Here is a 20,070-nt window from a genome sequence, read left to right as displayed (position 1 = left end):
ACGTTCATCGCCGGGTGATAAACGCGGACAGCGCCGCAATCGCCTCCGGCGACTTCAACCGCTGGGTGAACAAGGCGCCCTCCTCCTCGATCACCTGGCGCAACTGCTCGCGATCCACACTTTTCATGAGCTGCTTGGTCACCTGCACCGCACCCGGCGCCAGGGCCTCAAACCGTTCGGCCACTTCCCGCGCCTTGGCCAGCGCCGCCTCGCCGTTGCCCAGCGCTTCAGTGGCAAGCCCCCAGGCCACTGCCTGTTCGCCGGTAAATCCCTCACCCAACAGCAACAGTTCGGCGGCTTTTGCGTGCCCCAGCAACCTCGGCAAGATCAGGCTCGAGCCAAACTCCGGGCACAACCCCAGGTTGACGAACGGCATGCGCAAACGCGCATCGCGGCTGATGTACACCAGGTCGCAATGCAGTAGCAGGGTTGTACCAATACCCACCGCAGACCCCGCCACCGCAGCAATTACGGGTTTTCGACAGTTGAGCAGGCTTTTCATGAAGTGAAACGGTGGGCTGTCGAGGTCGCTGGGCGGCTGTTCGAGAAAATCACCGATGTCGTTGCCGGCCGTGAAGCACTCGCTGCTGCCCTGGATCAGCACGCAGCGGATATCGGCATCCGCGTCGGCGTGCTCCAGTGCATTGGCCAATTGCGTGTACATGGCGCGGGTCAGAGCGTTCTTCTTGTCGGGACGATTGAACTGCAGGATTAACGCCCCGCGTTCGCGCAACTGTTGGATGGCATCGGTCATGGCAAATCTCGCGGCTGGAACATTCAGCGCTCAACCGCGGGGCAAGAACACATCGGCCAGCAGCTGATTACGCGGCAATCCCGCCAGGAACAGGCGCCTGGAAAACGCCTCGACGCTGGCCGGGTGCCCGCAGAGTAAGGCCAGCGTTTGCCGCGAAACAAGCCGCAGTTGCGCCAATGCCTGGGCCACCTGCGCCGCCGTCCACAGTTCCACCGACAGGTTGGGATGCTGTGCAGCCAGCGCAGCCAAGGGCTCGGCCAGATAATGGCCTTCGGCATCATGGGCCAGGTGAATGACACGGATGGCGCCCTGGTGATCCTGGCGCAGCGCCTCACGCAACACGCCCCACAGGGGCCCCAACCCAGTGCCGGATGCCAGCAGCCACAATGGCCGTGTTTGCCAGTCCGGATCATATTGCAGCGCACCGCCGCGCAAATCCCCCAGGCGCAGTCGATCACCCACCTGCAACTGCCGGGCAAGATCGCTGAATTCGCCGGGCAGGCGACAATCGAGATGAAACTCCAGGAATGGATCTTCCTGGGGCAAGCTCGCCAGGGAATACGGTCGCGCCACTTGCCCGGCCCACAACACCAGGTGCTGCCCAGCCCGGTAACGCAAACCTCGCTCTGGTTGCAGGCGCAGGCGCAGCACGTTCGGGTTCAGCCAATCGACACCCACCACCTGGGCCGGCAAGCCGTCACGCGTCGGGTCAAACGTTTCGACCCGCAGGTCGCCGCTGACCTGACACTGGCAGGCCAACCGCCAGCCGTCCTGGCGCTGCGCCGGGCTCAAGGCCTCGGGCTGCTTGTCTTCGACCTCGCCCTGGCACCGCACCAGGCAGGCATGGCAACTGCCGGCGCGGCAACTGTAGGGCACGGCCACACCCGCCAGGTTCAAGGCATCCAGCAGGTTGCTGCCGGGGGCTACCGACCAATGGTGTTCGCCGACGTACAGTTCAGGCATATAACGACTCAATCACAAGGGGCGCGCACAGGGAATCATGCCTGCGACAGTTTGACCATAGTCGGGTGTATCGGCCACCGCGCCGGGTTATACTGCCGCGCCTTTTTAGCGTCGCGCCTGCACCACTTTGGCGTGCCTTGGAAAGGTGGCCCCAGCCGACCGATGCAACACTGGGCCCACCTTTATTGAATGTTCCCTTATAGAGGAGCGCGACTCATGACTGTGATCAAGCAAGACGACCTGATTCAGAGCGTTGCCGACGCCCTGCAATTCATTTCCTACTACCACCCCGTTGATTTCATCCAGGCCATGCACGAAGCCTACCTGCGCGAAGAATCGCCAGCAGCCCGTGATTCCATCGCCCAGATCCTGATCAACTCGCGCATGTGCGCCACCGGCCATCGTCCGATCTGCCAGGACACCGGTATCGTCACCGTGTTCGTGCGCGTGGGCATGGACGTGCGTTGGGATGGCGCCACCATGGGCCTGGACGACATGATCAACGAAGGCGTGCGTCGCGCCTACAACCTGCCGGAAAACGTCCTGCGTGCATCCATCCTCGCCGACCCGGCAGGCGCGCGCAAAAACACCAAGGACAACACCCCGGCGGTCATCCACTACTCCATCGTCCCGGGTAACACTGTGGAAGTGGACGTGGCGGCCAAGGGCGGCGGCTCCGAGAACAAGTCGAAAATGGCCATGCTCAACCCGTCCGACTCGATCGTCGACTGGGTGCTCAAGACCGTTCCGACCATGGGCGCCGGCTGGTGCCCACCGGGCATGCTGGGTATCGGCATCGGCGGCACCGCCGAGAAAGCTGCGGTGATGGCCAAGGAAGTGTTGATGGAATCCATCGACATCCACGAGCTGAAAAAGCGCGGCCCGCAGAACCGTATCGAAGAAATGCGCCTGGAGCTGTTCGAGAAGGTCAACCAACTGGGCATCGGCGCCCAGGGCCTGGGTGGCCTGACCACCGTGCTCGACGTGAAGATCATGGACTACCCGACCCACGCCGCGTCACTGCCGGTGTGCATGATCCCCAACTGCGCCGCCACCCGCCACGCACACTTCGTGCTCGACGGTTCGGGCCCGGCGTCGCTGGAAGCGCCACCCTTGGATGCCTACCCGGAAATCGTCTGGGAAGCCGGCCCGTCGGCCCGTCGCGTCAACCTCGACACCCTGACCCCGGAAGAAGTGCAGAGCTGGAAACCAGGCGAGACCGTGTTGCTCAACGGCAAGATGCTCACCGGTCGCGACGCCGCGCACAAACGCATGGTCGAGATGCTGAACAAGGGCGAAAGCCTGCCGGTGGACCTGAAAGGTCGCTTCATCTACTACGTCGGGCCGGTTGATCCGGTGCGCGAAGAAGTGGTTGGCCCGGCAGGCCCGACCACCGCTACGCGGATGGACAAGTTCACTCGCCAGATCCTCGAACAAACCGGCCTGCTGGGCATGATCGGCAAATCCGAACGCGGCCCGACTGCGATCGAAGCGATCAAGGACCACAAGGCCGTGTACCTGATGGCCGTCGGCGGCGCTGCTTACCTGGTGGCGCAAGCCATCAAGAAGTCGCGTGTTGTCGCGTTTGCCGAACTGGGCATGGAAGCGATCTACGAGTTCGACGTGAAAGACATGCCGGTCACCGTTGCTGTCGACAGCAAGGGCGAGTCCGTGCACATCACCGGTCCTGCCATCTGGCAGAAAAAGATCAGTGATAGCCTGGCGGTAGAAGTGCAGTAAGCGCTTCCCCTCCAAACATAAAGGCGACTGCGGCCCATGGCCCGGTCGCCTTTTTTATGGCCTGTGGAAAACGCGGCGGTTGTGACCTCTGGGCTTTCTGTGACCACTGGGCTTGTTGTGGCGAGCGGGCTTGCCCCAACATAAACGTCGTGCATGCTATGGTGCACTCCCCTTACCGTGCCTGCCCATCACCGTATGATCGTGATCCCGCGCGCCCTGCGCCTGACCTTCTACTCCCTGCTGATCATCGCTGGCGCACTGCTGGCCGCAGCCCTGGCCACCCGCCACGCTGAACGCCAGGCCCTGGTGGACGATGCCGCCCGTGCCAATCAGCAACTTGCACTCTATGCCAGCTCGTTGCACACCCTGATCGAACGCTACCGTGCGCTACCCGCCGTGCTGGCGCTGGACTCGGAAATGATCAGCGCGTTGAAAGGCCCGCTGGACGCCGCCACCCAGGACGTGCTCAACCGCAAGCTCGAACGCATCAATGGGGCCGCGCAATCCTCCACCCTGGAATTGATGGATCGCACCGGCCTGGCGGTCGCCGCCAGCAACTGGAACCTGCCGAGCAGTTACGTGGGCCATAACTACGCGTTCCGGCCGTACTTCAGCCAAACCCTGAGCCAGGGCACCGGGCGTTTTTATGCGGTAGGGGTGACGACCGGCATCCCAGGGTATTTCCTCTCCAGCGCCGTGCTGGATGAACACGAGCAGTTCCTCGGCGCCATGGTGGTCAAGCTGGAGTTCCCCGAGCTCGAACGCGAATGGGCCCAGGGCAATGACCTGCTGCTGGTCAGCGATGCGCGCGGCATCGTGTTTATCGCCAACCAGCCCGGCTGGCGTTATCGCAACCTGCGACCGTTATCGGCCAACGACCTTGCCGAGCTGAAAGCCACCCGCCAATACGACAAAAAACAACTGCAGGCGCTGGAAACCCACACCCTGCAGCGCTTTGACGAAAACAGCCACCTGATGCGCGTCAACGGCCCGGATGGCAATGCCAACTACATCTGGGAATCGCTGCCCCTGAAAGCCGAAGGCTGGACCCTGCACCTGCTGCGCAAGCCCCAATTCGCCTTTGAGGACCAACGCAACGCCGGGCTCGCTGCCGCCGGTTCCTGGCTGGCGCTGGTGTTCCTGGTGCTGTTCCTGACCCAACGCTGGCGCCTGGCCCGCTTGCGCCAGCGCAGTCGCGAGGAGCTTGAGCAACTGGTGGAAGAACGCACCCAGGCGTTGCGCACCGCCCAGGATGGCCTGGTGCAATCGGCCAAATTGGCGGCGCTGGGGCAGATGTCCGCCGCCCTCGCCCACGAAATCAACCAGCCACTGACCGCCCAGCGCATGCAGTTGGCCACCTTGCGCCTGCTGCTCGATCACGGCCGCATTGACGACGCTTACCAGGCCCTCACGCCGCTGGACGATATGCTCACACGCATGGCCGCGCTCACCGGCCACCTCAAGACCTTCGCGCGCAAAAGCCCGAGTGGCCTGCGCGAACGCCTGGACTTGGCCACGGTGGTCGACCAGTCCCTGCACCTGCTCGACGCACGCCTGCGCGATGAGGCCATCGGCGTGGTGCTGGACCTGGCCCGCCCCGCCTGGGTACGCGGTGATGCGATCCGCCTGGAACAGGTGCTGATCAATCTGTTACGCAACGCCCTCGACGCCATGGCCGACAAACCGCGCAAACGCCTGGAAATCCGCCTGCACGCCGACCAGCAACTCTGGCAACTCACGGTCAGCGACAGCGGCGGCGGGATTGCCGAAGAACACCTGAGCAGCGTGTTCGACCCGTTCTTCACCACCAAGCCGGTGGGAGACGGCCTCGGCTTGGGGCTGGCGGTGTCCTACGCTATCGTGCACGAATTGGGCGGTCGCCTGATCGCCGGTAACCGGGGCGACGGAGCAGTCTTTACCCTGACCTTGCCCATCGCGCTGGAGACGCCCGACCTATGTTGAACGCGGTGATTGTGGTCGATGACGAAGCCAGCATCCGCACGGCCGTCGAGCAATGGTTGAGCCTGTCAGGCTTTGAAGTGCAGTTGTTCGGCCGCGCCGAAGAATGCCTGGCGCAGCTGCCCAGGGATTTTCCCGGCGTAATCCTCAGCGACGTGCGCATGCCGGGTCTCAGCGGCCTGGAACTGCTGGCTGAAGTGCGGCGCCGTGATGCCGATTTACCGGTGATCCTGCTCACCGGCCATGGCGATGTACCGATGGCGGTCGAAGCCATGCGCGACGGCGCCTATGACTTCCTCGAAAAACCCTTCAGCCCCGACGCCCTGCTCAACAGCCTGCGCCGTGCACTGGACAAACGTGGCTTGATCCTGGAAAACCGTCGCCTGCATCAGCAGGCCGACCACCGGGCGCAATTGGAATCGACGCTGCTGGGCGTGTCCCGGGGTTTGCAGACCTTGCGCCGCCAGGTGCTGGACCTGGCGAGTCTGCCGGTCAACGTGCTGATCCGTGGCGAGACCGGCAGTGGCAAGGAAATGGTCGCGCGCTGCCTGCATGATTTTGGTCCACGTGCGAAGAAGCCATTCGTGGCGCTCAATTGCGCGGCGATCCCGGAACAGTTATTCGAGGCCGAGCTGTTTGGTCACGAAAGCGGCGCGTTCACCGGCGCCCAGGGCAAGCGCATCGGCAAGCTGGAATACGCCCACGGCGGCACGCTGTTCCTCGATGAAATCGAAAGCATGCCGCTGGCCCAACAGGTGAAATTGCTGCGTGTGCTGCAGGAGCAGAAGTTGGAGCGGCTGGGCTCCAACCAGAGCATCCACGTGGACCTGCGCATCATCGCCGCCACCAAGCCGGACCTGCTGGAAGAGGCCCGCGCCGGGCGCTTTCGCGAAGACCTGGCGTATCGATTGAACGTCGCGCAATTGCGCCTGCCGCCCCTGCGCGAGCGCCGCGAAGATATCCCGTTGCTGTTCGATCATTTTGCACAAAGTGCTGCCGAACGCCTGGGCCGCAGCGTCGAGCCATTGAGCGGCGCGCAGTTGGGGCGCTTGCTCAGCCATGACTGGCCGGGCAACGTGCGCGAGTTGGCCAACGTCGCCGAACGCCAGGTGCTGGGCCTGGGCGACCCGGAGCCGGAGGGCATCGAGGCCGGACAGTCCCTGGCCGCGCAGCAAGAGGCCTTCGAAGCCCACTGCCTGAAAGCCGCGCTGACCCGACACAAAGGCGATATCAAGGCGGTACTGGCCGAGCTGCAACTGCCACGGCGCACCTTCAATGAGAAGATGCAGCGCCATGGGTTGGTGCGGGAGATGTTTCTCTAGGCCAACCTTTGCGTTGACTGCCAGGCCTTATCGGGGGCAAGCCCCCTCCCACATTTTGATCTGTGAACACATTCAAGTGTGGGAGGGGGCTTGCCCCCGATGAGGACAACAGCCATAAGCGGATTTCCGCCCACCGCCTGCAAATCATCAGCGGTTTTTCGCTCAAATAAATCCTCAAACCCCTCTGTTCCGGGCCTTCATACACCTGGCACAGCTCCTGCTATAGCTCGACCCAGGCTGCGCACGCGCCGCTCCATAAAAACAACTAGATGAAGGATCCTTCAATGGATAACTCCAACGCCCTGCCTCTGGGGTCGGCGGCCGCGCCGGCAAAAGAGCGCACTACCTCCAGCCGCATCAAATCGATTTTCAGTGGTTCTGTCGGCAACATGGTCGAATGGTACGACTGGTACGTCTACGCCGCTTTTTCGCTGTACTTCGCCAAGACTTTCTTCCCCAAAGGCGACACCACCGCCCAACTGCTCAACACCGCCGCGATCTTCGCCGTGGGCTTCCTGATGCGCCCGATCGGTGGCTGGCTGATGGGCCTGTACGCCGACAAGGTCGGCCGTAAAAAAGCCCTGATGGCCTCGGTCTACCTGATGTGCTTCGGCTCGCTGCTGATTGCCCTGAGCCCGGGCTATGAAATCATCGGTATCGGTGCGCCGATCCTGCTGGTATTTGCCCGCTTGCTGCAGGGGCTGTCGGTCGGCGGCGAATACGGCACCTCCGCCACTTACCTCAGCGAGATGGCGACCAAGCAACGTCGTGGTTTCTACTCCAGCTTCCAGTACGTGACGCTGATCTCCGGCCAGCTCATCGCCCTGGCGGTGCTGATCGTATTGCAACAACTGCTGACCACCGAGCAACTGTATGCCTGGGGCTGGCGTATCCCGTTCGCCATCGGCGCACTCTGCGCAGTGGTTGCGCTGTACCTGCGGCGCGGCATGGAAGAAACCGAGTCGTTCACCAAAAAGGAAAAGGCCAAGGAAAGCGCAATGCGCACCTTGATGCGCCACCCCAAGGAACTGCTGACCGTGGTCGGCCTGACCATGGGCGGTACGCTGGCGTTCTACACCTACACCACCTACATGCAGAAGTACCTGGTGAACACCGTCGGCATGAGCATTTCCGACTCCACCACCATCTCGGCGGCGACGCTGTTCCTGTTCATGTGCCTGCAACCCATCGTCGGCGGGCTGTCGGATAAAATCGGCCGGCGGCCGATCCTGATCGCCTTCGGCATACTCGGTACGCTGTTCACCGTGCCGATCCTCACCACCCTGCATACCATCCAGACCTGGTGGGGCGCGTTCTTCCTGATCATGGCGGCGCTGATCATCGTCAGCGGCTACACCTCGATCAACGCCGTGGTGAAAGCCGAACTGTTCCCCACCGAAATCCGCGCCCTGGGCGTGGGCCTGCCGTATGCGCTGACGGTGTCGATCTTCGGCGGCACCGCTGAATATATCGCGCTGTGGTTCAAGAGCATCGGCATGGAAACCGGTTATTACTGGTACGTGACGGCGTGCATCGCGGTGTCGCTGGTGGTCTACGTGACCATGAAGGACACCCGCAAGCACTCGCGCATTACCACCGACTAAACGTCAGTTGCAGTCAACCCTGTGGGAGAGGGCAAACCCTCCCACAGGTTGAATCAGGACAACTCAGCTATCGTCTTACGTCCGTACCGCCGCTGCGCGTACGACGCCCCCGCAATCATCACCACCAACACCGCCGCCAACACTGCCGACGAACCGATGGTGCCGAAGTCCAACCCGCCCTTTTCATGGGGCTTGGTAAGGAAGTCACCCAAGGTCGCGCCGAACGGCCGGGTCAGTACAAACGCCACCCAGAACAACAGCACCGAAGAAATCCTGGTGAAGTATTTGAGTGCCACCACCGCCGCAATCGCCGAGCCGATCAACAAGGCGCCGCCAGCAAAGCCCAGCCCGGAGTCATCTGCCAGGAAATCGCCCAACGCGGTGCCCAAGGTGTTGGAGAACAGGATGGCCATCCAGTAGAACAACTCACCCCGGAAGGTCTGCACCTTGTTCACGTTCAGCGAATCGCCGCTGAGGTGCCACAACGCGAAGATGATCATCAGGATCGCGATCAGGATCATGGAGCCCGTGGCATAACCCAGCCCCAAGGTGCGGTCCATGAAATCCGACATCGTGGTGCCTGCGGTGCTAGTGGACAGAATCACGATCCAGTACAGCACCGGGTTATAGGTTTTCGAGCGCAGTTGCGTCACCAAGGTGATCAGGAACACGCTGATCAGCATCATCGAACTGATGGCATAACCGACATCCAGGGTCATCGACAGCAAATCCCCGGCGGTTTCGCCCAAGGTGGTCGCGCAGATTTTCATGACCCAGAACGCCAGGGTGATCTGAGGAAGTTTATTCATAAGGGGGAAGGCTCCAAAGCTCAGTCTCTCAATAGGCCGACTTATTGGGTTGTCGACAGTGGGCGCAGACTGACGGTGGAGCTGTGAAAAATAGGTGGGCGATGAATGAAAATTCCATAGTATGGCCACTTCATCGACGACCACTGCAGGAACCCCGGCCATGCCTGACGATATCCACTTCTACGAACCCGCCAACGGCCACGGTCTGCCCCACGACCCGTTCAATGCCATCGTCGGTCCACGGCCGATCGGCTGGATCTCGTCCCATGACAACGAAGGTCACCTGAACCTGGCGCCCTACAGTTTTTTCAATGCGTTCAACTACATTCCGCCGATCATTGGATTTTCCAGCGTCGGGCGCAAAGACAGCCTGAACAACATCGAACAGACCGGCGATTTTGTGTGGAACCTGGCCACCCGCCCGTTGGCCGAGCAGATGAACCAGAGCTGTGCTGCCGTCTCACCTGAGGTGAACGAGTTTGAATTGGCCGGCCTGACGCCGGTGGCCTCGAAGATCGTTGGTGTGCCGCGGGTGGGCGAAAGCCCGGTCTCGTTCGAATGCAAGGTGACGCAGATCATTCAGCTGCAACGTGCCGACAAGGCATTGGTGCCGAGCTGGCTGGTGCTCGGCGAGGTGGTCGCGGTGCACATTGCCAAGTGGCTGCTCAAGGATGGCATCTACGATACCGCCGCCGCCGAGCCGATCCTGCGCGGTGGCGGACCGGCGGATTACTTTCAGTTGGGGCCAGAAGCCCTGTTCAGGATGTATCGCCCAGGCGCCAGCAAACCCTGACTGAAAGACAATAAAACATGGGAGGGGGCTTGCCCCCGATGGCAATCGGCACATTCAACGTCTTTGTTGAATGACACGCCGCTATCGGGGGCAAGCCCCCTCCCACATTGGACTGTCGGTGTTGCTCAGTTGGCGGCGCTCGCCCAGGTCAGTTGACCCTCTTCGTCCACGCCCGTCAGCCGTTCAAGCTGCACAGTGGCTGCATCGTCGGCATCGGAGGCCGTCTTGAACGTCTGTCCGTCAAGGATCTTGTGAAACTGCGGGGCGCCCATGCCATCCAGTGCCTTGACGGCAACGGCGGCGCTGTAGCCCCCTTCACCCGGTACTACGGCGGATACGGCTTCGTGGTGGGCAAATTGTTTACGTGCCATGTTGCAGGTCCTGGCCAATGGAAAGTCGGCCATTCTAGACCTTCAGCCGGCGAGTTGCAGGTACTCGCCGTAGGCGTGTGCGGCGGATGCATCAGTGAAGGTCTGGAAGTCCATGCTGCGCACGACCATGTCGTTCAACAGCTCGGTGAAGATCATCAGCGCCGGGGAGTTGAAGTAGGCGCTCATCGCCTGCTCGCTGCTCCAGAAACCGGAGATCAACCACACATCAGGATCAACCTGGGAATGCTGCAACGAGAACTGCAGGCAACCCTGAGCCTGGCGGCCCGGTTCGATCAAACTGCTCAAGCGTGCACCGAGTTCGGTGCTGCACCCGGTGCGGGCGCGGATAAAGGCCATATGGCTCGCGGGAATGGGGGTGGACATGTTCGACTCTCCCGTTGAGAAGTGATGCTCGGCAAGCACTGTGAGGGCGTGTTGCCACAGGATCAAAGATAACGGCGCGAGTCGGCGCGCGGTTAGTCAATTCCTGTCGGCTTATTGCACAATCCTGCGAGAAGCGTAGGAGGGACGTCTGGCACAGAGGTTTATTCCATGGCCCGAGGCCTTGTTTCAGGGAGATGACAGGTGCCGCGATTGCCTGATTCACGATGTATCGCAGGATCAGGCAAGGATTGTGCAGAATCGACGTAACACTGTTTGAAAAGCCGCCGCTAAGCTGAACCCATCGAAGTAGCCAGTAGAGGACGTTCCATGTCGTCGCCGCCCGAACATACAGCCATTCCCCTCGACGCCGAGATGGAAAAACAGCGCGCCGAACTGGCCAGCATCGTGCACCGGCATACCTGGGAGGACGGTTCCTACGGTACGGCCATCACCACCCTGTTTCTGAACCGCCACAACACCCCGCGCGACTTCATGCCGGTGCTGGTGGAACCGGCCCTGTGCATCCTCGCCAGTGGCAGCAAGGAAGTACGCCTGGCCGACGAAATCTTTGCCTACGACCCGCTCAACTACCTGGTGTTCTCGGTAGCGATGCCGGTGGCCGGGCGGATCATCGATGCCACGCCGCAGGACCCGAACCTGTCAGTGCGCATCAATATCGATCCGGCGCAGCTCACGGCGCTGATTGCCGAGGCTGGCCCGATGGGCGTGCCATCGCGCCCGACTTCTCGCGGCATGTACGTCGACCGCATTGATGGCCAACTGTTGGACGCCGTACTGCGACTGGCACGCCTGTTGGATACGCCGAAAGACATCACCATGCTCGCGCCGTTGATCAACCGCGAAATTCTTTACCGATTATTGCGTGGGCCGCAGGGCTATCGGCTGTATGAAATCGCCGTGGCCAACAGTCAGAGCCATCGGGTCAGCCAGGCGATCAAGTGGTTGAACGGCAACTACGAACAACCGCTACGCATCGATGACCTGGCCAAGGAAGTGAACCTGAGCGTCTCGACCTTGCACCACCGTTTCAAGGCGATCACCGCCATGAGCCCGTTGCAATACCAGAAGCAGTTGCGCTTGCAGGAGGCACGGCGCTTGATGATTGCCGAAGGGTTGGAAGCGTCGGCGGCAGGGTATCGGGTGGGGTATGAAAGCCCATCGCAATTCAGCCGGGAATACAGCCGATTGTTTGGCGCACCGCCGTTGCGTGACCTGGCCCGGTTGCGCCAGAGCATCTGAGCCAATGACGATCAACATGTGGGAGGGGCGTGCCCCCTCCCACACTGGACCGCTTGTGTTCAGTCTAATCCGCGCGGCAGCTGCAGGGTCACGCGCAAGCCACCCTCACGCAAATTCTGCAAACTCACTTCACCGCCATGGCTGTGCGCAATGTTGCGCGCAATCCCCAGGCCCAAGCCGTAACCCTGTTGCTGCCCGGCGAGGCGGAAGTGTGGCTCGAAGACTTGTTCCAGGCGCTGCTCCGGCACGCCGGGCCCCTCGTCGTCCACATGCAGGACGAACTCCGCGCCATCGTCCTCGATGTGCAGATGGGCGTTCTGCCCATACTTCAAGGCATTGTCGATCAGGTTGCCGATGCAGCGCTTGAGCGCCAGCGGCTTGCCCGGATACGCCGCCAGGGCAGCACCGTCCAGCGTGACCCGGCCGTTGCCGTTGGGTGCCACGTAAGGCTCCACCAGGCATTCGAGCACATGATTGAGGTCCACCGGCTCGATGTTCTCGTGGATATCCGTGTCCTTCACGCATTGCAGCGCGCCCTTCACCAGCAACTCCAGTTCATCCAGGTCGCGGCCGAACTTGGTTTGCAGGTTTTCGTCTTCCAGCAGTTCCACGCGCAGGCGCAGGCGGGTGATCGGTGTGCGCAAGTCGTGGGAAATCGCACTGAACAATTGACTGCGCTCGGTCAGGTAGCGGCTGATGCGCTCACGCATGGCGTTGAAAGCACGGCCCACTTCCACCACTTCGCTGCCGCCACCTTCGGCCACCGGCTCCACGTCGGCGCCCAGGGACATGTCCCGCGCCGCCCGCGCCAAGCGCTTGAGCGGCCGGCTTTGCCAGTGCACCAGCAGGCCGATGAACAGCAGCAGGAAACCGCTGGTCAGCACGATAAACCACACCTGCTGGGACGGCAGGCCTTGTTCTTCAAGGCTGGTGTAGGGCTCGGGCAACAGCGAGGCGATGTACAGCCATTCGCCCTGGGCCAGTTGGATCTGGGTGACCAGCACCGGCGGGTTCACCGGTTCCAGGGTCAGCGCGTAGTGCGCCCAGGAACGCGGCAGCTCATCGAGTTTCAGGCCGGCATTGAAGATGCGCAGGTCTTCGGCGCTGACGAACTCCACCGACATATGCACATCGGCGCCCAGGGTCTGCTTCAGCACCTCATCCACCGCTTCAAGCACTGCCTGTTTACGCGGGGTCTGCGGCAGGATGGCCATGTCCAGCGGGCGATCATTGAGCGTCACCACAAAACGCGTGCCACCCATGCTGCGCAGTTGATCGAGCACCAGCGGCCGATACGCCACCGGTAACGAACGAAAATAACTCACGCTGGCGGTCATCGAATGCGCCAGGCTGCGGGCACTGGTGACCAGGCCTTCGAGCTGGGTGGCGCGCAATTGCGAGACCCAGATCACGCTGGACAGCGCCTGGGCGAACAGCACCGCCAGCAGCGTCAGCAGCAGCATGCGCCCCAGCAGCGAACGCGGTACCGGGAAGCGCCGGCGGCGTTCGGTCAACGGCTCAGTGGACATTGCCGGCAACCACGCTGGCTGCCAGTTGATAACCACTGCCCCGCACGGTGCGGATCAGACGAGGGGGCTTTTCGGTGTCGCGCAGGCGTTGGCGCAGGCGGCTGACAGCCATGTCGACGATGCGATCCAGCGGCATCAGGTCACGCCCCCGGGTGGCGTTGCCGATGGTGTCGCGGTCGAGGATCTGCTGCGGGTGGTCGAGAAACAATTTGAGCAGGGCAAAATCGGCGCCGGAGAGGATCACTTCTTCGCCGTCCACATGGAACAGACGGTGGCTGATCATGTCCAGCCGCCACTCATCGAATACCAGCACATCGCCGCCGCTGCTGCGCTCCTGGCCGAACTGGCAACGGCGCAACAAGGCCTTGATCCGCGCTTGCAACTCGCGAGGGCTGAAGGGTTTGCCGATGTAGTCGTCGGCGCCCAGCTCCAGGCCGATCACACGGTCGGCCTCGTCGGAACTGGCGGTGAGCATGATGATCGGCACCTGCGCCTGGCGCGGGTGCTGGCGGATCCAGCGGCAAAGGCTGAAACCGTCTTCGTCCGGCAACATCACATCGAGGATGACCAGGTCGCACGGTGCCTCGTTCATCGCCTGGCGGAACCCCGCGCCATCCGGCACCCCACGCACCTGGAAACCGGCGCGACTGAGGTAGGTCTGCAGCAATTCGCGGATTTCCTGGTCGTCATCGACCAGGAGGATCGATTTACTGATTACGCTCACGGGGTCCTCCTTGTTGTTATGGGGTGTTATTGATGGCCTCATCGGGGGCAAGCCCCCTCCCACATTGGAATGCGTTTGCCCCGATAGGGCCATCAGTCCCTATGCAAAAGCCTGCTCCAACGCGACGCCAGCCCCGGTCAATCCGGAATACGGCGCGGTCACCAACCACACCGGAATACCCTTGAAATAGTCGCTCATGCAGCCTTTGTCAGCAAAGCTCCTGGCAAAACCGCTGTGGATAAAGAAGTCGGCAAACCTCGGTATCACCCCGCCCACGATGTACACACCACCGCGTCCGCCGGTGGTCAGCACATTGTTACCGGCTACGCGGCCCAGCCAGATGCTGAACTGGTCCAACACTTCCATCGCCACCGGGTCACCGGCCAGGCCGGCGGCCGTGATGGCTTCAGGGGTTTCCAGGACCGGCGCATGGCCGTCGACCGCACAGATCGCCCGGTACAGACGTGGCAGCCCGCCACCGCTCAAAGCCGTTTCGGCGCTGACATGCCCGATCTCGGTGTAGATGTGCTGCCACAGCTGGGTTTCCCGTGGGCTGCTCAGCGGCAGGTCGACGTGCCCGCCCTCCCCCGGCAGCGCCGCAAAACGGCCACCGCCCAGGTCCAGCAAAGTACCGACACCCAGCCCGGTGCCCGGACCGATCACCACCGCAGGTCGCAACGGCTCCGGCGTGCCCTCGCAGACCACGCGGAATTCGTCGGGCTTGAGGCGGGTCATGCCCAGGGCCATGGCCGAGAAATCATTGACCAACAGCAGATCATCCACCTGCAATGTCTTGCAAAACGCAGTCTTGCTCAGGCGCCAGTGGTTGTTGGTGAATTTAAATTCATCTCCGCTCACCGGACCAGCGACGGAAAGACACACCGCGCCGATGTCCCCGATTTCCAGGCCTTCCTCCTTGAGGTAAACCTTGATAGCGGCCTCAGGGCTGGAATGATCCGCCGTGGCATGCACGCGGATCGAATGCAGTTCCTGATCCCGCCACAACGCAAAACGGGCATTGGTGCCCCCGATGTCACCGACCAGCGCTAACTTCACTTAAGCGTCTCCAAGGCAGAGGTAAAGGCGCTGGCGCCCTGCTCTGCGGAGCTTGCGGCCAAGCGCATAAATGCAAACAGCTCGCGACCGGCCCCCACGTTGTTACCCAACAGGCCCGTGGCAGGCGCGCGCGCTGCAAATTCTTCGGCGTCCACCTTAAGCTCCAGGGTGCCCTTCACGCCATCCACACGAATGATATCGCCATCCTGCACCCGCGCCAGTGGCCCGCCGCTCTGGGCTTCGGGGTTGACGTGAATCGCGGCGGGGATCTTACCCGACGCGCCCGACATACGCCCGTCTGTTACCAGCGCGACCTTGAAGCCACGGTCCTGCAACACACCGAGGAACGGCGTCATCTTGTGCAATTCCGGCATGCCATTGGAACGCGGGCCCTGGAAGCGCATCACGGCGACGAAGTCTTTTTCCAACTGGCCAGCCTTGAACGCATCGGCCAGGTCCTGCTGGTCCTGGAAGACCACGGCGGGTGCTTCGACAATCTGGTGCTCGAGGGCCACGGCCGAGACTTTCATCACGCCACGCCCCAGGTTGCCTTCCATCACGCGCAGGCCGCCCTCGGGCGAGAACGCACGGGCCACCGGGCGCAGGATGCTTTCGTCGAGACTCTCGATGGGACCGTCGCGCCAGATCAGCTCGCCGTCCACCAGGAACGGTTCCTGGGTGTAGCGGCTCAGGCCCTTGCCGGCCACGGTGTTGACGTCTTCGTGGAGCAGGCCGGCTTCGAGCAGTTCACGGATCAGGAACGACATGCCGCCCGCTGCCTGGAAGTGGTTGATATCGGCCTTGCCGTTGGGATACACGTGGGACAGGGTCGGCACCACCTCGGAAAGGTCGGCCATGTCGTCCCAGGTGAGGATGATGCCTGCCGACATGGCGATGGCCGGCATGTGCAGGGTGTGGTTGGTGGAGCCGCCGGTGGCGTTGAGCGCGATGATGGAGTTGACGATGGATTTCTCGTCGACGATCTCGCCGATCGGCGTGAAGTTGCCGTTGGCCTTGGTGAGGCGCGTGACCTGGTGCGCGGCTTCGCGGGTCAGCGCATCACGCAGCGGCGTGTACGGGTTGACGAACGAGGCGCCCGGCAGGTGCAGGCCCATGACTTCCATCAGCAACTGGTTGGTGTTGGCGGTGCCGTAGAAGGTGCAGGTGCCGGGGCTGTGGTAGGACTTCATCTCCGATTCCAGCAGCTCTTCGCGGGTGGCCTTGCCTTCGGCATAGCGCTGGCGCACATCGGCCTTCTGCTTGTTGGAAATGCCCGACGGCATCGGCCCGCCCGGTACGAAGATCATCGGCAGGTGGCCGTAGCGCAGCGCGCCCATCATCAGGCCGGGGACGATCTTGTCGCAGATGCCCAGCATCAAGGCCGCGTCGAACATGTTGTGGGACAGCGCTACCGCCGTGGACATTGCGATGACTTCACGGCTGAGCAGGCTCAGTTCCATACCGGGCTCGCCCTGGGTCACGCCGTCGCACATCGCGGGAGTGCCGCCAGCGAACTGGCCGACCGAGCCGACTTCGCGCAGGGCTTTCTTGATCTGTTCAGGGAAATGTTCGTACGGCTGGTGCGCCGAAAGCATGTCGTTATATGACGAAACAATTGCCACGTTGGCGGCATTCATCATGCGCAGGCTATTTTTATCTTCAGTGCCGCAACCGGCCACGCCGTGGGCAAAGTTGGCGCATTGCAGCTTGCCGCGCATCGGACCGTCGCTGGCTGCGCCGCGAATGAGCGCAAGGTAAGCCTCGCGGGTGGCGCGGCTGCGGGCGATAAGCCGTTCGGTGACCTCAAGGACGCGGGGATGCATGTGTAGAACTCCAGGCTAACGGATGTGGCGACCTGAGTGTCTATGCTGATCAAACGCCCGCAGCGCATGGGATGGCAGGGAGTCGTTTGGATCATCGGACCAGTTGATTCAGGTCACTCGTTGTAGATTGAACAAAATATTGCCACTAAAAAGGCTTGTTTTCTATTTTTATGCGAATAATCTTGTAATTCTTACAACAAATCGACGACAGGCACTTTCCAATGACTCTTCGTATCGCAATCAATGGTTTTGGCCGTATCGGCCGTAATGTCCTGCGCGCACTGTATACCCATGGCTACCGCCAGGATTTGCAGATCGTCGCCATCAATGATCTGGGCGACAGTTCGATCAATGCCCACCTGCTCAAATACGACACCGTGCATGGCACTTTCGAAGCAGAGGTCGCCCACGATCAGGAAAGCCTGACCGTCAATGGCGACCGGATTGCCGTCAGTGCCATTCGCAACCCGGCCGACCTGCCCTGGGCCGCGCACAAGATCGACGTGGTGTTCGAATGCACCGGCCTGTTCACCGACCGTGACAAGGCTGCCGCCCATATTACCGCCGGCGCACGCAAGGTGATCATCTCGGCACCGGCCAAGGGCGCGGACGCCACCGTGGTCTACGGCGTCAACCATGACATTCTGCGTCAATCCCACCAGATCATCTCCAACGCCTCGTGCACCACCAACTGCCTGGCACCTGTGGCTCAAGTACTGCACCGCGAGCTGGGTATCGAGAGCGGCCTGATGACCACCATCCATGCCTACACCAACGACCAGAACCTGACCGACGTCTACCACACCGACCCGTACCGCGCGCGTTCGGCCACCCAGAACATGATCCCGAGCAAGACCGGCGCCGCCGAAGCGGTAGGCCTGGTGCTGCCGGAGCTGGCGGGCAAGCTGACCGGCATGGCGGTGCGGGTGCCGGTGATCAACGTGTCGCTGGTGGACCTCACCGTACAACTGAAGAAAGAAGCCACGGCGCAAGAAGTCAACGCGCTGCTCAAAGAAGCCAGCCAGCACTCGAAGATCCTCGGCTATAACACCCTGCCGCTGGTTTCCAGTGACTTCAACCACAACCCGCTGTCGTCGATCTTCGATGCCAATCACACCAAGGTCAGCGGTAAATTGCTGAAAGTGCTGGCCTGGTACGACAACGAGTGGGGCTTCTCCAACCGCATGCTGGATAACTGCCTGGCGCTGTGCAACGCCGAGTGATGTGAGCTGTGCGGGACCTTGTGAAGGGGCTTGTGTGGGAGGGGCTTGCCCCTCCCACACTGGTTTGTGTCGCGCATAAGGAAAATAGCCACTTGCCATTTGAGTTGATGATAAGCATTATCATTAACTGCAAATCGGTCTGGTAGCACTGTGAGCCAATCTCGCTTCAACCACGTCTTTCTCACCCAACGGGTGATTCTGCTTCGCACCTTGCAGCGGATGGTCAATAACCACAGCACCGCCGAGGACCTGTTGCAGGAAACCTACTTGCGCGTCACCCGGGCCCTCAGCGAGCGGTCGATCGATCACCTTGAACCCTTCGTCTATCAGACCGCGCGCAACCTGGCGCTGGATCATCTGCGCGCGCGCCGGATCCAGGCACGCACGCTGCAGGAAGATGTCCCGCTGGACGTCCTGCAAAGCGTCGCCGCCCCCATCAGCACGCCCGAAGATGCCACCCAGGCCGAGCAAATGCTCGAGGCCTTGAGCGTCAGCCTGGGCCAGTTGAGCGCCCGCCAGCAGCAGATCTTCATCCTCAGCCGCCTGCACGGTTGCAGTTACCAGGAGATCGCCGATCAGTTGGAAGTGTCCTTGAGCACCGTACAAAAGGAACTGAAGTTGATCATGGCCATCTGTGTAGGTGTGGCCGAACGGCTGGATCGGCCTTAAGCTTCACCCGACAGAAACGTCGACTCAAGCTGTAGGAAAGTTGAATAGAACGTGGCGAAGACCCGAGGAACACCGTGACGGACCCGAACAAACTGCACCCCCACGAGCTGGCTCATGAGGTGTTGCAAGACACGGCCATGGACCAAGCCCTCGACTGGCTGATCGCCTTGCAGTGCCCGCAGCCCGGGCAGCAGGCCGAATTCGAAGCCTGGCTGGCCAGCGATCCCGCCCACGTCCACGCCTTCGCCAAGGCCCAGGCTGCCTGGGGTGGCGCGCCAGTGCACAGCGCCGCCGTCGCCCTGGCAGCACCGCGCAAGCCCAGCGCCTGGCGGCGGATCAAACCCCATTGGAAACCTTTGGCCACCGCCGCCGTGTTGCTGATCGGGCTATTCAGCTTCAGCAACCTGCCGGTGCGCCTGCAGGCCGATCACCTCACCGTGGTGGGCGAACGCCAGCGCCTGCAACTGGACGACGGTTCAAAGGTGTTGCTCAACACCAATTCGGCGTTTTCCAGCAGCATCAAGGACCATCAGCGCATCGCTCGCCTGTACCAGGGCGAGGCGTTTTTCGAAATCAAACCCAACCATGGCCTGCCCCTGGAAATCGACGCCGGCCCCGTGCGCGCCAGCGTGCGCGATACCGCCTTCGCCGTGCGCTACCTCAATGGCGAAGCACAGGTGCAGGTGCAACGTGGCGATGTCGACCTGAGCAATACCTTCAATGATGCCCGCGTGCGTCTGAGCGCCGGGGAAAGCATCCGCATCGGCCCCAAGGGTTTCGGCTCGCCCGCCAGACTGGACGCCAACAAGGACCTGGCGTGGGTGCAAGGCCGGCTGATCTTCGAAAACTGCCCCATGAGCGAAGTGCTCGCCGAGCTGCGCCGCTATTACCCTGGCTGGATCGTCAACACCAACGACCAACTCGCCAGCGTCGCCGTCACCGGCAATTACCGCCTCGACCAGCCCCTGGATGTGGTGCGCTCGCTGGCCCACATCACCTCGGCCAAGTTGTCGGAATACCCGGCGCTGGTGATCCTCAACTAAATGAGAATTATTTTTACTCGATAGCTGGCACTGGTACGTCTCGT

Annotated in this window: 18 protein-coding genes; 9 read left to right on the top strand and 9 right to left on the bottom strand. The window is 61.8% G+C overall.

Annotated elements, in window-relative coordinates; translation table 11 throughout:
* Positions 1-4 precede the first annotated feature (4 nt).
* Both BFN10_RS08705 and BFN10_RS08700 read right to left on the bottom strand, forming a co-directional pair.
* Positions 5-754 carry an enoyl-CoA hydratase gene (locus tag BFN10_RS08705; protein ID WP_071489331.1) on the bottom strand — a complete coding sequence of 250 codons (750 nt, stop codon included), beginning with the start codon at positions 752-754 and terminating at the stop codon, positions 5-7.
* 30 nt (positions 755-784) lie between these two features.
* Entirely contained in the window at positions 785-1,717 is a 933-nt protein-coding gene (locus BFN10_RS08700) for an iron-sulfur-binding ferredoxin reductase (RefSeq protein ID WP_071489330.1), read from the bottom strand.
* A 216-nt stretch (positions 1,718-1,933) separates the two neighbouring features.
* Here BFN10_RS08700 and BFN10_RS08695 point away from each other — a divergent pair, with 216 nt between their 5' ends.
* From BFN10_RS08695 to BFN10_RS08680, 4 genes are all read left to right on the top strand, one after another.
* Complete coding sequence (locus BFN10_RS08695) at positions 1,934-3,457, top strand: fumarate hydratase (protein ID WP_046035276.1); 1,524 nt, start codon at positions 1,934-1,936, stop codon at positions 3,455-3,457.
* 195 nt (positions 3,458-3,652) lie between these two features.
* A complete protein-coding gene (locus BFN10_RS08690) occupies positions 3,653-5,419 on the top strand; it encodes a sensor histidine kinase (protein WP_071489329.1) in 1,767 nt (588 codons plus the stop codon).
* The gene (locus BFN10_RS08685) at positions 5,413-6,738 is read left to right on the top strand and encodes a sigma-54-dependent transcriptional regulator (protein WP_071489328.1); all 1,326 of its coding nucleotides are present in this window, start codon (positions 5,413-5,415) and stop codon (positions 6,736-6,738) included. Before BFN10_RS08690 ends, BFN10_RS08685 begins: the two co-directional genes overlap by 7 nt.
* A gap of 284 nt (positions 6,739-7,022) precedes the next feature.
* Positions 7,023-8,342, top strand: a complete 1,320-nt coding sequence (locus tag BFN10_RS08680) for an MFS transporter (protein ID WP_071489327.1) — start codon at positions 7,023-7,025, stop codon at positions 8,340-8,342.
* A 53-nt stretch (positions 8,343-8,395) separates the two neighbouring features.
* Here BFN10_RS08680 and BFN10_RS08675 read toward each other — a convergent pair whose 3' ends face one another.
* Entirely contained in the window at positions 8,396-9,151 is a 756-nt protein-coding gene (locus BFN10_RS08675; protein WP_071489326.1) for a COG4705 family protein, read from the bottom strand.
* A 160-nt stretch (positions 9,152-9,311) separates the two neighbouring features.
* Between BFN10_RS08675 and BFN10_RS08670 the strand changes: the two genes are divergently transcribed.
* Positions 9,312-9,944 carry a flavin reductase family protein gene (locus tag BFN10_RS08670; RefSeq protein ID WP_071489325.1) on the top strand — a complete coding sequence of 211 codons (633 nt, stop codon included), beginning with the start codon at positions 9,312-9,314 and terminating at the stop codon, positions 9,942-9,944.
* A 125-nt stretch (positions 9,945-10,069) separates the two neighbouring features.
* On the opposite strand, the gene BFN10_RS08665 is transcribed toward BFN10_RS08670, so the two are convergent.
* Together BFN10_RS08665 and BFN10_RS08660 are read right to left on the bottom strand one after the other, a co-directional pair.
* Complete coding sequence (locus BFN10_RS08665; protein ID WP_083351504.1) at positions 10,070-10,348, bottom strand: hypothetical protein; 279 nt, start codon at positions 10,346-10,348, stop codon at positions 10,070-10,072.
* Positions 10,349-10,357: 9 nt separating this feature from the next.
* Positions 10,358-10,699, bottom strand: coding sequence for an antibiotic biosynthesis monooxygenase family protein (locus BFN10_RS08660; RefSeq protein ID WP_010208042.1), 342 nt, complete (start codon positions 10,697-10,699; stop codon positions 10,358-10,360).
* A 327-nt stretch (positions 10,700-11,026) separates the two neighbouring features.
* Between BFN10_RS08660 and BFN10_RS08655 the strand changes: the two genes are divergently transcribed.
* Positions 11,027-11,959, top strand: a complete 933-nt coding sequence (locus tag BFN10_RS08655) for an AraC family transcriptional regulator (protein ID WP_071489323.1) — start codon at positions 11,027-11,029, stop codon at positions 11,957-11,959.
* 59 nt (positions 11,960-12,018) lie between these two features.
* On the opposite strand, the gene BFN10_RS08650 is transcribed toward BFN10_RS08655, so the two are convergent.
* The 4 genes from BFN10_RS08650 to edd are packed head-to-tail and all read right to left on the bottom strand — an operon-like array spanning position 12,019 to position 17,091.
* A complete protein-coding gene (locus tag BFN10_RS08650; protein ID WP_071489322.1) occupies positions 12,019-13,488 on the bottom strand; it encodes an ATP-binding protein in 1,470 nt (489 codons plus the stop codon).
* Positions 13,478-14,254, bottom strand: a complete 777-nt coding sequence (locus BFN10_RS08645) for a response regulator (RefSeq protein WP_219731708.1) — start codon at positions 14,252-14,254, stop codon at positions 13,478-13,480. Before BFN10_RS08645 ends, BFN10_RS08650 begins: the two co-directional genes overlap by 11 nt.
* Positions 14,255-14,311: 57 nt before the next feature.
* On the bottom strand, positions 14,312-15,268 hold the full coding sequence (locus tag BFN10_RS08640) for a glucokinase (RefSeq protein WP_071489321.1): 957 nt from the start codon (positions 15,266-15,268) through the stop codon (positions 14,312-14,314).
* The gene (gene edd / locus BFN10_RS08635) at positions 15,265-17,091 is read right to left on the bottom strand and encodes a phosphogluconate dehydratase (RefSeq protein ID WP_071489320.1); all 1,827 of its coding nucleotides are present in this window, start codon (positions 17,089-17,091) and stop codon (positions 15,265-15,267) included. Before edd ends, BFN10_RS08640 begins: the two co-directional genes overlap by 4 nt.
* A 221-nt stretch (positions 17,092-17,312) precedes the next feature.
* Here edd and gap point away from each other — a divergent pair, with 221 nt between their 5' ends.
* The 3 genes from gap (at position 17,313) to BFN10_RS08620 (ending at position 20,026) form a co-directional block, all read left to right on the top strand.
* Positions 17,313-18,314 carry a type I glyceraldehyde-3-phosphate dehydrogenase gene (gene gap, locus BFN10_RS08630; RefSeq protein ID WP_071489319.1) on the top strand — a complete coding sequence of 334 codons (1,002 nt, stop codon included), beginning with the start codon at positions 17,313-17,315 and terminating at the stop codon, positions 18,312-18,314.
* Between the two features lie 150 nt (positions 18,315-18,464).
* Entirely contained in the window at positions 18,465-18,983 is a 519-nt protein-coding gene (locus tag BFN10_RS08625; RefSeq protein ID WP_071489318.1) for an RNA polymerase sigma factor, read from the top strand.
* 74 nt (positions 18,984-19,057) lie between these two features.
* Positions 19,058-20,026: a FecR family protein gene (locus tag BFN10_RS08620; RefSeq protein WP_071489317.1), complete on the top strand. Its 969-nt coding sequence runs from the start codon at positions 19,058-19,060 to the stop codon at positions 20,024-20,026.
* The last annotated feature ends 44 nt before the right edge of the window (positions 20,027-20,070 follow it).

The sequence above is a fragment of the Pseudomonas extremorientalis genome (assembly GCF_001870465.1).
In the GTDB taxonomy this organism is placed as follows: domain Bacteria; phylum Pseudomonadota; class Gammaproteobacteria; order Pseudomonadales; family Pseudomonadaceae; genus Aquipseudomonas; species Aquipseudomonas extremorientalis.
The sequence above is the reverse complement of the archived record's forward strand: the minus strand, read 5'-3'. Positions and strand labels throughout refer to the sequence as shown.

What these genes read in the sequence shown, in the direction of transcription:
- BFN10_RS08705 (WP_071489331.1), bottom strand. Translation starts at nt 754, where the DNA reads ATGACCGATGCCATCCAACAGTTGCGCGAACGCGGGGCGTTAATCCTG.
- BFN10_RS08700 (WP_071489330.1), bottom strand. Translation starts at nt 1,717, where the DNA reads ATGCCTGAACTGTACGTCGGCGAACACCATTGGTCGGTAGCCCCCGGC.
- BFN10_RS08695 (WP_046035276.1), top strand. Translation starts at nt 1,934, where the DNA reads ATGACTGTGATCAAGCAAGACGACCTGATTCAGAGCGTTGCCGACGCC.
- BFN10_RS08690 (WP_071489329.1), top strand. Translation starts at nt 3,653, where the DNA reads ATGATCGTGATCCCGCGCGCCCTGCGCCTGACCTTCTACTCCCTGCTG.
- BFN10_RS08685 (WP_071489328.1), top strand. Translation starts at nt 5,413, where the DNA reads ATGTTGAACGCGGTGATTGTGGTCGATGACGAAGCCAGCATCCGCACG.
- BFN10_RS08680 (WP_071489327.1), top strand. Translation starts at nt 7,023, where the DNA reads ATGGATAACTCCAACGCCCTGCCTCTGGGGTCGGCGGCCGCGCCGGCA.
- BFN10_RS08675 (WP_071489326.1), bottom strand. Translation starts at nt 9,151, where the DNA reads ATGAATAAACTTCCTCAGATCACCCTGGCGTTCTGGGTCATGAAAATC.
- BFN10_RS08670 (WP_071489325.1), top strand. Translation starts at nt 9,312, where the DNA reads ATGCCTGACGATATCCACTTCTACGAACCCGCCAACGGCCACGGTCTG.
- BFN10_RS08665 (WP_083351504.1), bottom strand. Translation starts at nt 10,348, where the DNA reads ATGGCCGACTTTCCATTGGCCAGGACCTGCAACATGGCACGTAAACAA.
- BFN10_RS08660 (WP_010208042.1), bottom strand. Translation starts at nt 10,699, where the DNA reads ATGTCCACCCCCATTCCCGCGAGCCATATGGCCTTTATCCGCGCCCGC.
- BFN10_RS08655 (WP_071489323.1), top strand. Translation starts at nt 11,027, where the DNA reads ATGTCGTCGCCGCCCGAACATACAGCCATTCCCCTCGACGCCGAGATG.
- BFN10_RS08650 (WP_071489322.1), bottom strand. Translation starts at nt 13,488, where the DNA reads ATGTCCACTGAGCCGTTGACCGAACGCCGCCGGCGCTTCCCGGTACCG.
- BFN10_RS08645 (WP_219731708.1), bottom strand. Translation starts at nt 14,254, where the DNA reads ATGAGGCCATCAATAACACCCCATAACAACAAGGAGGACCCCGTGAGC.
- edd (WP_071489320.1), bottom strand. Translation starts at nt 17,091, where the DNA reads ATGCATCCCCGCGTCCTTGAGGTCACCGAACGGCTTATCGCCCGCAGC.
- gap (WP_071489319.1), top strand. Translation starts at nt 17,313, where the DNA reads ATGACTCTTCGTATCGCAATCAATGGTTTTGGCCGTATCGGCCGTAAT.